Raw genomic sequence first — 13951 nt, forward strand, 5'->3', positions numbered from 1 at the left:
CCTCCTCGTCGTCGCCGTCGGCAGCGGACGTTACGCCTCGCCACGGGCACGGCGACGTGCGGACCGGCGCATCATGATCAGGCCCGCGGCTCCCGCGGCCCCGGCGGCCAGCACGGCGGCGGCTCCGACGTTCGAGTCGCTCTCGGAGCTGATGGGCTCCATGTCCGGGACACCGCCGCCGCCCGCGGGGACCGAGCCGATGGGCCTCTGCGGCTTGTGAGGCTTGCCGCCGCCGTGCCCGCGGTCGGGGCACTCGACTTTGAAGCTCTTCTGCTTCGGGCCTGCCGGGACGACCCACACCAGCTGGTACGTACCCTCCGGGAGCAGGTACGTCTCACTGCGCGCGCTGCCGTTGATGAGCGGAAGGGTGTCCAGCAGGGTGGTGCCCGGCGGCACGGTCGGCGGCTGCTCGGTGATCGTCCAGGGGACCGAGGGGAACGACTCGAAGTTGCTCGCCGCCAGCACGAACTTGCAGACCTCGACCCCGTCGCGGTCACCGCGCGAGTGCCAGCTGACCGAGCGGATGTCGATGTCACCGCTGTCGCCGGGGAGGGCATAGGCGGCGGGAGCTCCGGCCAGGGTGGCGCCGGCGACCGCGACCGCGACGGCCACCTTGGTGCCCGTGCGGACGCTGCGGGAGCGGAGGGAACTGGGGATGCGCATGAAGGCTCCTTCAAGCCGAGATGATTGTCATACTGATCACCCGATCGCCTAAGAGATGCCACGAATCGTCGTAAAAGTCAGATAAGACACGGGGATATGCCAGAAGTGCCCTGATTGGCGGACAGCGCGCGAGTTCAATCCGGGCGTGCGGATACGAGGGGGTGCGCGGGATCGCGTCCTCCGGCGAGCCCTGCCACGCGGCCGACCCGCACCTGCTGTGCTGGGTGCACATCGCCGAGGTGGACAGCTTCCTGCGCGCCCATCAGCGCTACGGGGCACGGCCGTTGGACGGCGCCGGGTGCGACGGGTACATCGACGGCACGGCGACCGTGGCCCGGGCCCTCGGCATCCCCGACCCGCCGCGCGACCGGGCGGAGCCGGCGACACGGATCGCCGCCCGGATGAGTCGCCAGTCGCGCAGAGGTCCGATGCTTGCGTCTCCTGGGGTGGGTACCTGGTGCGCAACGACGACAGGACGTCGAGATGCCGGGAGCGATGCCACGAATGCTGGGTGCCGCAACCGCGGCCCTCGCCCTGGCCGGAGTCCCGGAGCTCCTCGATCGGCCCGGGGTGCATGGGCGGCCCGGGCGGAGCCGTGGAAGAGCCGCTTGATCTCGCCGACGACGATGTAGGCAGAGCGAAGCAGGTGAACTCGACTTCGCGACTGAGCTCGAAGCGGTGGTCCTCGATCCATGACCCGCACCTGCTCGAAGAATGGAGCGCCCGGGGCCCGAGCGTCCTTCGGAGCCACCCTCCCGGGGGTTCTCGAACTGCGGAAGGTCCGTGGTCGGGGCAGCGCGGCGGCCGGGGTGGAGGTGCTGGTGGCAACCACGGCCTCCTCGGGTACCGATACGATCCTTCTCCTCTGCGGAGATGCCATCAGCCCCGCGATACGGGCGCGTGTACCAGGCCGGTGACCCCCTGCACGTACGACGACTCGGGCCGCGCGGCGATTCGATCGAGTCCCCTTCGACCTCGGGGTGCACTGCTCGCGGTCGGCGGAGACTTCGGGTCGCGCGCCCGGCAGGCTCGCGGACCTGCACGCCATTGAGGGCCAGGCGAGGAGGTATGCGGAGGAGCCGATCGTGCGAGCGGGCAGGGCGAGGGCACCTGAAGAGGCTGCCCGGCGGGGACTCTGGCCGCTGCCCTTCCTTCCGCATCCCACCTCACCCCCTCCCGTCACGATCCGGTCTCGGACGCGGGAGGGGGGCTTGTTTTTGGCCATGTAATCGATTCCAATCTTCCGTGTAATCGATTCCACGGCGTCGTGGACCGGTCTGTCGCCGGCCTGCCCCAAGGTTTCGAGGTGTACGGAAACCACAAGGAGGTGGTCCGGACATGGCGGGCATCAAAGATGTCGCGGCCGAGGCGGGTGTGTCCGTCGCCACGGTGTCGCGCGTGCTGAACAGCCATCCGTCCGTCAGCGAAGAGGCGCGTGTCCGCGTCCTCGCCGCCGTCGAGGCGCTCGGCTACCGGCCCAACGCGGTCGCCCGCTCGCTGCGCACCGCGCAGACCCGCACGCTCGGCCTGGTCATCAGTGATGTGCTCAACCCGTACTTCACCGAGCTGGCCCGCTTCGTCGAGGAGGAGGCCCGCGCGCTCGGCTACAGCGTCATCATCGGCAACGCCGACGAGCGGCCCGAGCTCCAGGACCACCACATCCGCACGCTCGTCGACCGCAGGATCGACGGGCTCCTCGTCTCGCCCGCCGACGGAGGCTCCCCGCTGATGCGGGACGTCGCCCTGAGCGGCACCCCGATGGTCTTCGTCGACCGCTGGATCCCCGGCATCGACGTCCCCGTCGTCCGGGCCGACGGTACGGGCGCGGTCAAGGATCTCGTCGCGCATCTGCACGGCCTCGGCCACCGCCGGCTCGCCATCATCGCCGGGCCCGCCGCCACCACCACCGGCAACGAGCGGGTGGAGGCCTTCCGGGACGCGATGCGCGAGCTCGGGCTCGCCCTGCCCGACGCCTACATCGGCCAGGGCGACTTCCAGGCGGCCAGCGGCCGCCGGGTCACCGAGCGCTTCCTCGCCCTGGCCGAGCCGCCCGAGGTCGTGTTCGCCGCCGACAACCTGATGGCCCTCGGAGCGCTGGACGCGATCCGGGCCCGGGGCCTGCGGGTCCCCGACGACATCGCGCTCGCCGCCTTCGACGACATCCCGTGGTTCGTCCACACGGACCCGCCGATCACCGCCATCGCCCAGCCGACCGCCGACCTGGCGCGGGCCGCCGTGCGCGCGCTGGCCGACCGGATCGAAGGACGGACCCCGCAGTCCGTCACCCTGCCCGCCCGTCTCGTCGTACGCCGCTCGTGCGGCGGGGCCGCATCGAACCAGAGGAGCGACCGGTGACCGCACCGGAGAAGCAACTGGTGACCGCACCAGACGAGTTGCTGCGCATCGAGGGTCTGCGCAAGACCTTCCCCGGCGTGGTGGCGCTCGACAACGTCGACTTCGACCTCCGCAGAGGCGAAGTGCACGTCCTGCTCGGCGAGAACGGCGCGGGCAAGAGCACCCTCATCAAGATGCTCTCCGGCGCCTACCGCCCCGACCACGGCCGCATCCTGGCCGAAGGGCGTGAGGTCCGCATCGAGGGCGCCCAGGACGCGGAACGGCTCGGGATCGCCACCATCTACCAGGAGTTCAACCTCGTCCCCGACCTCACGGTCGCCGAGAACATCTTCCTGGGCCGCCAGCCGCGCCGCTACGGGCTCGTCGACCACCGCCGGATGCGCGAGGACGCGGAGAAGCTGCTGCGCCGGGTCGGCGTCGACGTGCGACCCGACGCCAAGGTCCGTGAACTGGGCATCGCCCGGCTCCAGATGGTGGAGATCGCCAAGGCGCTCAGCCTGGAGGCGCGCGTCCTGATCATGGACGAGCCGACCGCCGTGCTCACCTCCGAGGAGGTCGACAAGCTCTTCGCGATCGTCCGTCAGCTCCGCGAGGACGGCGTCGGGATCGTCTTCATCACCCACCACCTGGAGGAGATCGCCGCACTCGGCGACCGCGTCACCGTCCTCCGCGACGGCCGCAGCATCGACCAGGTCCCCGCGTCGACACCGGAGGACGAACTCGTCCAGCTCATGGTGGGCCGCAGCATCGAGCAGCAGTACCCGCGCGAACGGCCCGACACCGGCAACGCGCTGCTGTCGGTGCGCGGGCTCACCCGTAACGGCGTCTTCCACGACATCAGCTTCGACGTGCACGCCGGCGAGGTCGTCGGCCTCGCCGGACTCGTCGGCGCCGGGCGCACGGAGGTGGCGCGCGCCGTCTTCGGGGCCGACCCGTACGACGCGGGCACCGTCGACGTACGCGGCGAACGCCTCGCCCGGCACGACGTGCCCGCCGCGATGGGCGCCGGGATCGGACTCGTACCGGAGGACCGCAAGGGCCAGGGCCTGGTCCTGGACGCCTCCGTGCAGGAGAACCTGGGCCTGGTCACCCTGCGTTCCGCGACCCGCTCCGGGCTCGTGGACCTCAAGGGGCAGCGCACCGCCGCCGCCCGCATCGCGCAGCAGCTCGGCGTCCGCATGTCCGGCCTCGGCCAGCACGTGCGCACCCTCTCCGGCGGCAACCAGCAGAAGGTCGTCATCGGCAAGTGGCTGCTGGCCGACACCCGGGTCCTCATCCTCGACGAACCCACCCGGGGCATCGACGTCGGCGCCAAGGTCGAGATCTACCAGCTCATCAACGAGCTGACCGCCTCCGGGCACGCCGTCCTGATGATTTCCAGCGATCTGCCGGAGGTCCTCAGCATGAGCGACCGGGTGCTCGTCATGGCCCAGGGCCGGATCGCCGGGGAACTCGCCGCCGACGAGGCGACCCAGGACGCCGTCATGGCCCTCGCCGTCGGCACCCCGGCCGCGACGCAGGACCACACTTCCACCGAACACCCCGCACCGAAGAAGGAAGAGGAGGGCCCCCGTGGCCACTGAGACAGCCAAGAGTGACGCGGGAACGGGCGGCGGAGTCTCCGTGATACGCCGCGTCCTGCTCGACAACGGCGCGCTCAGCGCCCTGGTCGTCCTGGTGGTGGCGATGTCGCTGCTCTCCGGCGACTTCCTGACCACCCAGAACCTGCTGAACGTCGGCGTCCAGGCGGCCGTCACCGCCATCCTCGCGTTCGGCGTCACCTTCGTCATCGTCTCGGCGGGCATCGACCTGTCCGTCGGATCGGTGGCGGCCCTGTCCGCGACGGTCCTCGCCTGGTCGGCGACCTCGGCCGGCGTGCCGGTCGTCCTGGCCGTCGTGCTCGCGGTTCTCACGGGCATCGCCTGCGGCTTCGTGAACGGCGCCCTCGTCTCGTACGGCAAACTCCCGCCGTTCATCGCGACGTTGGCGATGCTCTCGATCGCCCGCGGCCTCTCCCTCGTCATCTCGCAGGGCAGCCCGATCGCCTTCCCCGACTCCGTCTCCGTGCTCGGCGACACCCTCGGCGGGTGGCTCCCCGTACCGGTCCTCGTGATGATCGCGATGGGCCTGGTCACCGCGCTGATCCTCGGCCGCACCTTCATCGGCCGCTCGATGTACGCGATCGGCGGCAACGAGGAAGCGGCCCGGCTCTCCGGGCTTCGCGTCAAGCGCCAGAAGATCGTCATCTACGCGCTGTCCGGCCTCTTCGCCGCCGTCGCGGGCATCGTCCTGGCCTCGCGCCTCGTCTCCGCCCAGCCGCAGGCCGCGCAGGGGTACGAACTCGACGCCATCGCCGCGGTCGTCATCGGCGGGGCGAGCCTGGCCGGCGGTGTCGGCAAGGCCTCCGGCACCCTGATCGGCGCGCTCATCCTCGCGGTCCTCCGCAACGGCCTCAACCTCCTCTCCGTGTCGGCGTTCTGGCAGCAGGTCGTCATCGGCGTCGTCATCGCACTCGCCGTCCTGCTGGACACGCTGCGCCGCAAGGCCGGTTCGGGAGCGGCCTCCGCCGCGGGCACCGCCCCCGGCGCACCGGGTGCCGGCCGCAGGGGAGCGCTCAAACTGGCCGGCGCCGCACTCTGCGTCGCCCTCGTCGTCGGCGCGGTCTCCTTCTTCAACTCCGGCTCGTCCGGCGGCACGACGAAGGTCGGCATGTCCCTCTCCACGCTCAACAACCCCTTCTTCGTGCAGATGAAGGAAGGGGCGCAGGCGGAGGCGGAGAAGGCGGGCATCGACCTCACCGTCACCGACGCCCAGAACGACGCCTCCCAACAGGCCAACCAGCTCCAGAACTTCACCAGTTCCGGCGTCTCCTCGATCATCGTCAACCCGGTGGACTCGGATGCCGTCGGCCCGGGCGTCCGCAGCGCCAACAAGGCGGACATCCCCGTGATCGCCGCCGACCGCGGTGTCAACAAGGCGGAGACCGCGACGCTCGTCGCCTCGGACAACGTGGCGGGCGGCAAGCTCGCCGCCGACGCGCTGGCCGACAAGCTCGGAGGCAAGGGCAGCATCGTCATCCTCCAGGGCACGGCGGGCACCTCCGCCAGCCGTGAGCGCGGGGCCGGTTTCGCCGAGGGGCTCAAGGCGTACCCGGACATCAAGGTGGTCGCCAAGCAGCCCGCGGACTTCGACCGCACCAAGGGCCTGGACGTCATGACCAACCTCATCCAGTCGCACCCCGGCGTCACCGGCGTCTTCGCCGAGAACGACGAGATGGCGCTCGGCGCGGCCAAGGCGCTCGGCAGCAAGGCCGGGAAGTCCGTCTCGGTCGTCGGCTTCGACGGAACCCCGGACGGCCTGAAGGCGGTCGAGGCCGGCACGCTCTACGCGTCGGTGGCCCAGCAGCCCTCCGAACTGGGGAAGATCGCGGTGCGGAACGCCGTGAAGGCCGCGAAGGACGAGAAGGACGAGAAGGTCGAGAGCACGGTGAAGGTGCCGGTCAAGGTGGTCACGCGGGAGAATGTCGCCGACTTCTCCTGACCGCCATCCGGCACGTGAACCGGCCTGTTGAACCAGGCACACGAGTCGGCCTGTTGAACCAGGCAAGCGAGCCGGATTGTTGAACCAGGCACACGAGCCGGACTGCTGAACCCGGCCCGTGAACCGGCCTGTCGACCCTCGACCGACGAAAGCAGGAAGCACGCACATGCACGACAACGTCCCCGACGACCGGTACGACCTGCTGGTCGTCGGGTCCGCCAACGCCGACCTGGTGATCGGCGTCGAGCGCCGCCCCGCGCCCGGCGAGACGGTCCTCGGCTCCGACCTCGCCGTCCACCTCGGCGGCAAGGGCGCCAACCAGTCGCTGGCCGCCGCCCGCCTCGGCGCCAGGACGGCCCTGCTCGCCCGGGTCGGCGACGACGACCACGGACACCTCCTGCTGGAGACCCAGCGCGCGGCGGGCGTGGACACGGACGGCGTCCTGGTGGGCGGGGCCCCCACCGGGGTCGCCCTGATCACCGTCGATCCCTCGGGCGACAACAGCATCGTGGTCTCCCCGGGGGCCAACGGACGTCTCACCCCCGAGGACGTCCGGGCGGCGGCCCCGCTGCTGGCCGCCGCCCGGGTGATCTCCGTACAGCTGGAGATCCCGCTGGACACGGTGGCCGAGACGGTACGCGGCCGGGGGCCGGAGACCCGGCTCGTCCTCAACCCGTCCCCGCCCGCCCCGCTCCCGGAGGAGGTGCTCGCCGCCTGCGATCCGCTGGTGGTCAACGAGCACGAGGCGCGGTACATCCTCGGCGACCGGGCGGGGGAGTCCCCGCACGACTGGGCGCCGGCCCTGCTCGCGCTCGGCCCGCGCTCCGTCGTCATCACCCTGGGCGCGGCCGGGGCCCTGGTCGCGGACAGCCGTACGGAATCCCTGGACCACCTGGTCAGCCCGAAGGTCGAGGCGCTCGACACGACCGGCGCCGGGGACGCGTTCACCGCTGCCCTGGCCTGGCGGCTGGGCCGGGGCGACGACCTGCGGGAGGCGGCGGCCTTCGCGGTCAGGGTGGGCGCGGCGGCGGTCACGGCACGGGGGGCGCAGGAGTCGTTCCCGACACTGGAGGAGGTCGACGCGCTGTGAAGAAGTCGGGCATCCTCAACCGCCACCTGGCGGGCGCGATCGCCGAACTCGGCCACGGCGACACCGTCCTGGTCTGTGACGCCGGCATGCCGATCCCCCCCGGCCCCCGGGTGATCGACCTGGCCTTCCGCGCCGGGACCCCGTCGTTCGCGGAGGTGCTGGACGGCCTGCTCGACGAGCTGGTCGTGGAGGGCGCGACGGCCGCCCAGGAGGTCCGTGACGCCAACCCGGAGGCCGCGGCGCTTCTGGACGGTCACTTCCCCTGGCTGGAGGTGGTCCCGCACGACGACCTCAAGGCGCTCACGGCGGCGGCCCGCCTGGTCGTACGGACGGGGGAGGCCCGCCCGTACGCGAACGTGCTGCTGCGGTGCGGGGTCTTCTTCTGAGCGAGGGCGCGGCCCGGACCCGTAGCAGGACGGTACGGGTCCGGGCCGTCGTCGTACCCGGGGCGGTGCGGGGCGGCTTCCGGCCGGGGAACCGTCCTCAGCCTGCTGTGCCGGGGGCGAGTCCGCAGGTGCGGGACGTCTTCGCCCCGTCCTGTCCCGTCAGCGTCACGACTCCCCGGCCGTCGGTGGCCTCGTTGTAGGCGATCGTGCAGGTCAACTGACGTACCGCCGTGGCGTCCAGCCCCTGCACGGCCAAGGGCAGCCGCACCGCGATCCCGCCGTCCGACGCGACCCGGACCGCCACGGTTCCGCCCTCGTGGACAGCGGGAAGCGCGGTGGTCAGACCGGCCGCCCGGTCCGTCCTTCCCGGGCCGGAGAGCAGCGCCAGGACGACCTTCTCCGTGGGCGCGGGACCCGCCGGCCCCGTGGGGTCCCGTTCGCCGGAGCCCGGCTCGACGTACGCGTCGCCGAACCCGGACGAGGGCCTGACCGGCCGGATCACGGGACTCAACCCGCCGTCGGGGGAGTGGAAGAAGAGCAGCATGTCGTGGTCACGGTTGAGGAAGGCGTCCACGGTCGCGGGTCCCCCCGCCTCGATGGCATCGGACGCCTGGATCCCGCAGCCGCCGACCAGGGGCGCGCCGACCGCGACGAGGGAGCCCACCACGAATCCGCGCCACCCAGCACGCCTCATCCGCCGTCCTTCTCTACCCGGAGCGGTATCTCGACGGTGAAGACGGCACCGCCGCCGGGCAGGTTCCCCGCGCGGATCGCCCCACCGTGCAGCCGCACGTTCTCCAGGGTGATCGCCAGCCCCAGGCCGCTGCCCGGCGATCGGCTACGGGCCGCGTCGGCCTTGTAGAAGCGGTCGAAGATGTGCGGGAGCGAGGCCGGGGGGATGCCGGGGCCGCTGTCCGCGACCTCGGTGATGAGCACCTGGGTGCCGGAGGAGCTCGCCTCGGTGCGCAGGCGCACGGTGACGGGCGCGTCCCCGTGCCGCAGGGCGTTGCCGACGAGGTTGGCGACCACGATGTCGTAGCGGCGCGGGTCGAGGCGTGCCCTGATGCCGGTGGGGAGCTCGGCGCGGACCCGGTCGTCGTTCGACCAGTGCCGGGTCTGGAGGGACTTGCGGACGGCCTCGGCGACGTCGATCTCGTCGGAGTTCAGCTCGGCCGCGCGGGCGTCGAAGCGGGATATCTCCATCAGGTCCTCGACGAGCACGGCGAGCTTTCCGGTCTCCGCGCTGACCAGCCGGACCGCCTGGGCGGTGTCGGCGTCCAGGCGGTCCGCGTCCTGGTCGAGGACCTCGGTGACGGCGAGCATCCCGGCCAGGGGGGTGCGCAGTTCGTGCGAGACGTCGGAGGCGAAGCGACGCGCCCGTGCCTCGGCGTCGCGCAGTTCGCCTACGGACCGCTCCAGTTGCCCCGCCGACTCGTTGAACGTGTCCGCCAGGTCCGCCAGTTCGTCGGTGCCGCGTACCTGGATACGGGTGTCGAGCCTGCCGCTGCCCATGCTCCTGGCCGCGCGGCGCAACTCCCGCACCGGACGCAGCACACTGCGCGCGGCGATCAGGGCGGGTACGAGGGCGACGGCGAGGCCGGGCAGGGCCCCGTTCCGGGCGGCGACGAGCAGGGCGTCGACGTTGACCTGCTCGTCGGTCATCCGCATGACGGCGTACAGGACGAGTCCGGTGGGCAGCACGCTGTCCGGGCCGGTCCTGAAGACCGTGGGCATGCCGATGGTCAGGTACGGGACGCCGTCCTTGACGACCCGCTCGAAGCTTCCGTACCGGTCGGCCGACGCGGCCCGCCGCAGTTCGGGGGTGATGACGGTGGAGACCGGGTTCTCGCCGGAGGACGCGCGGAGGGTGCCGTACTCGGCGAACACCACCCAGGGGCGCGGTTTGCCCGTGCGGGCGAGGTCGCGCAGGACCTCCTCCAGCCCCTCCTCCTGGACGGGCAGCCCCCAACCCGTCCGCTGGACCTGGTCGCGGAACGTCGAGACCGCCGTGTCCTGGGCGGTCTTCAGCAGCGCGTTGCGGGCCTCGCGGTAGGTCAGCGCGGACGTCGTGCCGGCGCTGACCACGGCGACCAGCAGGTAGGCGGCCAGCAGTCGGGTACGCAGGCCGAACGCCCTGGGCCGTGAGCGCCCGCGGGTGCTCGTGGCCGGACCCGCGCCGTCCTGTGCTTCGCTCCCGCCGTCCTGTCTCTCGTTCCCGCCCCTGTGCGGGCGGTCGGACCGGGGGGCGGTGATCACAGCGGACCGAAGCGGTAGCCGAAGCCCCGCAGAGTCTGGACGTAACGCGGACTGCCGACCTCGTGCTCGATCTTGCCGCGCAGCCGGGCGACACAGGCGTCGACCAGTCGGCCGTCGGCGTGGAAGGTGTGCTCCCAGACGTTCTCCAGGAGCTGCTGCCTGCTGAACACCTGCTCGGGGGCGGCGGACAGGTGCAGGAGCAACCTGAGCTCCGAGGGAGCGAGCGTCAGGAGCCGGCCCGCTTTGGACACGGTCAGACCGACCCGGTCGATGGTGAGGTCGCCGTAGACCTCGATGGCCGGGCGGCCCGTGGAGCCGTCGTCCATGCGGCGCAGCACGGCCCGGATCCGGGCGTCGATCACCTCGGGCCGGGCGGGCTTGACGATGTAGTCGTCGGCGCCGGCCTCCAGGCCGATGACCACGTCGAAGTCGTCGCCGCGCGCGGTGAGCATGATGATCGGCAGCTGGCTGTGCTCGCGGACGTGCCGGCAGACCTGGACGCCGGTCATTCCGGGCAGCATCAGGTCCAGCAGCAGCAGGTCGGGGCGGAACTCGGCCAGGGCGGCGAGGCCCTCCTCGCCGGTCTCGGCTGCTCGTACGTCGTGGCCGCGGCGGCGCAGACCTAGCTGGACCCCCTCGCGTACGAAGGGGTCGTCCTCGACGAGGAGCACGCGGGGCATCGGTTGGTCTCCCTCGGTGGTGATGGTGGTCAGGTCCGGGTCCGGGGCCGCCGCCTGTCTACACGCAGGAGCAGCGCGTTCAGTTCGGCGAGCCGCAGCGGACGAGCGAGCAGGGCGAAGGTGAGCACGACGGTGGTCGCGCCGGCGACGGCGGCGGCCAGGGCTCCCGCCCGTGCCGCGCCGAGGGCCGTGAGGTGGCCGAGCGCGGTGGCGGGGACGGCGGCGACCAGGAGGCGCGCGTGGGCGGCCGCGGAGGACGACCGCCGCAGGGGGCGTACGACGTCGAGCCGGCGGCACAGCACCCTGCCGGTAAGTGCCCAGCCCGCGCACAGGGCCAGTGAGTAGGCCGCTGCCATGCCCGTGACGGCCCAGCGTGCCGGCAGGAGCTGCGCGGCGGCCAGGGACAGGCCCGCGTTGAGGACGACGATCACCAGGTTGAGCAGGAAGGGCGTGCGGGTGTCGGAGAGGGCGTAGAAGGCGCGGGACAGGACGTACTGGCCCGACAGGGCGATCAGTCCCGGTGCGAAGGCCATCAGGATTCCGGCCATCGCGGCCGTGTCGGCGGCGCTGGTCCTGCCGTACCCGAAGACGAGGGACGTCACCGGATCGGCGAGGGCGAGCAGCGCGCAGGCGGCGGGTACGACGGCGGCCGCGCAGACCCGCAGGGCGTGGGAGACGTCGTGCCGCAGGCCGGTGGTGTTCCCGTCGGCCGCCGCCGCACTCATCCGTGGCAGGAGCGCGGTCACCACGGACACGGTGATGATGCCGTGCGGGACGACCCACAGGGCGTAGGCGTTGTTGTAGGCACCGAATCCGGGTCCGCCGCCGAGGCCGGCGTCCGTGGCGAGCCGGGTGGTGACCCAGTAGGCGGCCTGGTTCGCGAGGACCAGCAGCACCAGCCAGCCGGCCGCTCGCAGGGGGCGGCCCAGTCCGCTGCCGCGTGGGCCGAAGCGGGGCCGCCAGCGGAAGCGGGCAGCGCGCAGGGCCGGGACGAGCGCGAGCGCCTGGACGGCGATGCCCGCGGTCGTGCCCCAGCCGAGCAGGGCGGTCCCGGTCGGTGTGAGGGTGTCCCCGCCGCCCAGGGACAGGGCCAGGTACAGCCCGAAGACGGCCATGACGACGATGTTGTTCAGGGCCGGCGCCCACATCATCGCGCCGAACCGGCCCCGTGCGTTGAGTATCTGTCCGAGCAGCGTGAACAGTCCCAGGAAGAAGATCTGGGGCAGGCAGTAGCGGGCCAGCGCAACGGTCATGGCCGCCTGCCGGCCGGTGTAGTCGGTGTAGACGTCGACGATCGCGGGGGCGGCCCACACCGCGGTCGCGGTGATGACCAGCAGGGCGACGACGCAGACCGTGACGAGCCGGTCGGTGTACGCGGCGCCCGCATCGGGGTGTTCCTTCGCGGCCCGGACCAGCTCGGGAACGAAGACGGCGTTCAGCGCGCCGCCCAGCAACAGCATGTAGACGATGGTGGGCAGGGCGTTGCCGACCGCGTAGCCGTCGGCGCTCGGCCCGATGGTGCCCAGAGCCGCCGCGACCACGGCGGACCGGGCGAAACCGGTGGCGCGGGAGACGACGGATCCCGCGGCCATGACAGCACTGCCGCGCGGAGCGGAGACCGCGCCCTCGCCTTCCGGACGGTCCGCGGCGGTGTGCGCCGTCGGGGATGTCTGCTTCATCTTCATCTTCATCTTCATCGGCGGTTCAGGTACGCCTGGAAGGCACGGTGAAGCGCGAGGTTGGCGCTGCCCCCCAATGGCCTCTCCCATTCCCCCAACGTCTCGACGACCTGCCCACCGGTGCCGAGCTTCCACCGCAGCAATCCGTAACCACGTTCTTCCGGATCGAGAGTGGAGGCTACCCCGCGCATGTCGTAGACGTCCGCCCCGAGGGCATGGGCGTCCAGCAGCATGCGCCATTGAAGGGCGTTGGAGGGGCGGACCTCGCGGCGGTGGTCGGCGGATGCGCCGGTCTGGTACCAGGCGCGGCGGCCCACGGTGATCAGCGTGTGGGCCGCCAGGACCTCGCCCCGGTGACGGGCCAGGTACAGCTTCATCCGCCCCGGTTCCTCGGTGTTGAGCGCGGCGTACTGGCGTTCGTAGTAGGCGAGCGAGCGGCCGAGGCGGAATCCGTCGCGTCGCTCGGTCATCGCGAGCAGGCGGCAGAACTCGGGGAGGTCCGCCGCACTGCCGACCACCACCTCCACGCCCTCCTTCCGGGCCCGGCGCACGTTGCGTCGCCACTCCTGGTTGAGACCGGCCCATACGTCGTCCGTGGTGCGTCCGGCGAGCGGCACCCGGAAGACGTGGCGGGGCTGGGCGTCCCCGCTCTGCGCGGGCCCGTCGCCACCGCAGCGGCGCCAATCCCTGGCCCGCAGCCGGTCGGCGACGGCGGAGCCGAGGGGGTCGACCTCGCTGGCCAGGACGTCGCCGAGGCGTCGGCCCGGGCCGGTGAGCGGCTTGAGCAGGGCGGCGTCCCAGCGCCGGTAGGCGGGCGACGGGCCGATGCGCACGGCGAAGGCACCCGCGCGGCGCAGGTGCCCCAGGAGTGGATCGAGCCAGTCGTCGACGTCGGGGTCGCTCCAGTCGGCGACGGGCCCTTCGGGCAGGTAGGCGAAGTACTTGCGCGTACCGGGGAACTGACGCAGCAGCACCAGGGCCACCTCTGTCAGCCTGCCCGCCTCCGGATCGGGCCCCCAGCCGATCAGTCGGGAGTCCCATCCCTCCTTGACGCCTGCCCAGGACGGGCACTGGAGGAAGCCGGCGCCGAGGGCCCGGCCTTCGGGGGACGCGAGAAAGCCGCGGTAGGTCTTCGGGGTGATGGTTCCCAGGGCCACGGCCCGGTTCCGTGCTCGGGGCACGGGGCTGGACGACGACGGCACGAGCAGCGCTGACACGGTCTGGCCTCTCCTTCTCCCCGGACCCGGTCGCGGGGACGGCTCCCCGGACCTTTCGCGGGGGATGGCTCCCCGGACGTTTTGC

11 protein-coding genes and 1 pseudogene are annotated in these 13951 nt (G+C 72.1%); 6 read left to right on the forward strand and 6 right to left on the reverse strand.

Annotated features, from left to right (window positions below):
* Positions 1 to 30 precede the first annotated feature (30 nt).
* Complete coding sequence (locus OG245_RS32870; protein WP_371626973.1) at positions 31 to 663, reverse strand: hypothetical protein; 633 nt, start codon at positions 661 to 663, stop codon at positions 31 to 33.
* Between the two features lie 86 nt (positions 664 to 749).
* On the opposite strand from OG245_RS32870, the pseudogene OG245_RS32875 reads away from it, so the two are divergent.
* The 6 genes and pseudogenes from OG245_RS32875 to rbsD form a co-directional block, all read left to right on the forward strand.
* Positions 750 to 1061: pseudogene (locus OG245_RS32875) on the forward strand (oxygenase MpaB family protein); the annotation flags it as partial.
* Positions 1062 to 2001: 940 nt separating this feature from the next.
* Positions 2002 to 3018, forward strand: a complete 1017-nt coding sequence (locus OG245_RS32880) for a LacI family DNA-binding transcriptional regulator (RefSeq protein WP_371626974.1) — start codon at positions 2002 to 2004, stop codon at positions 3016 to 3018.
* Positions 3015 to 4601 (forward strand): sugar ABC transporter ATP-binding protein, encoded by a 1587-nt coding sequence (locus OG245_RS32885; protein WP_371626975.1) that lies wholly within the window; start codon positions 3015 to 3017, stop codon positions 4599 to 4601. The genes OG245_RS32880 and OG245_RS32885 overlap by 4 nt, the downstream gene beginning before the upstream one ends.
* Positions 4591 to 6558, forward strand: coding sequence for a substrate-binding domain-containing protein (locus tag OG245_RS32890; RefSeq protein ID WP_371626976.1), 1968 nt, complete (start codon positions 4591 to 4593; stop codon positions 6556 to 6558). The genes OG245_RS32885 and OG245_RS32890 overlap by 11 nt, the downstream gene beginning before the upstream one ends.
* A 166-nt stretch (positions 6559 to 6724) precedes the next feature.
* Positions 6725 to 7648, forward strand: coding sequence for a ribokinase (locus tag OG245_RS32895; protein ID WP_371626977.1), 924 nt, complete (start codon positions 6725 to 6727; stop codon positions 7646 to 7648).
* Positions 7645 to 8034 carry a D-ribose pyranase gene (rbsD, locus tag OG245_RS32900; protein WP_371626978.1) on the forward strand — a complete coding sequence of 130 codons (390 nt, stop codon included), beginning with the start codon at positions 7645 to 7647 and terminating at the stop codon, positions 8032 to 8034. The genes OG245_RS32895 and rbsD overlap by 4 nt, the downstream gene beginning before the upstream one ends.
* A 97-nt stretch (positions 8035 to 8131) precedes the next feature.
* Here the strand turns inward: rbsD and OG245_RS32905 are convergent, their stop codons facing one another.
* Genes OG245_RS32905 through OG245_RS32925 form a run of 5 tightly spaced genes read right to left on the reverse strand, consistent with a single transcriptional unit; the run spans position 8132 to position 13866 of the window.
* Positions 8132 to 8728 carry a hypothetical protein gene (locus tag OG245_RS32905; protein ID WP_371626979.1) on the reverse strand — a complete coding sequence of 199 codons (597 nt, stop codon included), beginning with the start codon at positions 8726 to 8728 and terminating at the stop codon, positions 8132 to 8134.
* A complete protein-coding gene (locus tag OG245_RS32910) occupies positions 8725 to 10290 on the reverse strand; it encodes an ATP-binding protein (protein ID WP_371626980.1) in 1566 nt (521 codons plus the stop codon). Before OG245_RS32910 ends, OG245_RS32905 begins: the two co-directional genes overlap by 4 nt.
* A complete protein-coding gene (locus tag OG245_RS32915) occupies positions 10287 to 10970 on the reverse strand; it encodes a response regulator (protein ID WP_371626981.1) in 684 nt (227 codons plus the stop codon). The genes OG245_RS32910 and OG245_RS32915 overlap by 4 nt, the downstream gene beginning before the upstream one ends.
* Positions 10971 to 10999: 29 nt before the next feature.
* Positions 11000 to 12649, reverse strand: a complete 1650-nt coding sequence (gene murJ / locus OG245_RS32920) for a murein biosynthesis integral membrane protein MurJ (RefSeq protein ID WP_371626982.1) — start codon at positions 12647 to 12649, stop codon at positions 11000 to 11002.
* Positions 12650 to 12663: 14 nt separating this feature from the next.
* The gene (locus OG245_RS32925; protein ID WP_371626983.1) at positions 12664 to 13866 is read right to left on the reverse strand and encodes a lipid II:glycine glycyltransferase FemX; all 1203 of its coding nucleotides are present in this window, start codon (positions 13864 to 13866) and stop codon (positions 12664 to 12666) included.
* Between the last annotated feature and the right edge of the window lie 85 nt (positions 13867 to 13951).

It is taken from the genome of Streptomyces sp. NBC_01116 (genome assembly GCF_041435495.1).
Taxonomy (GTDB): Bacteria; Actinomycetota; Actinomycetes; order Streptomycetales; family Streptomycetaceae; genus Streptomyces.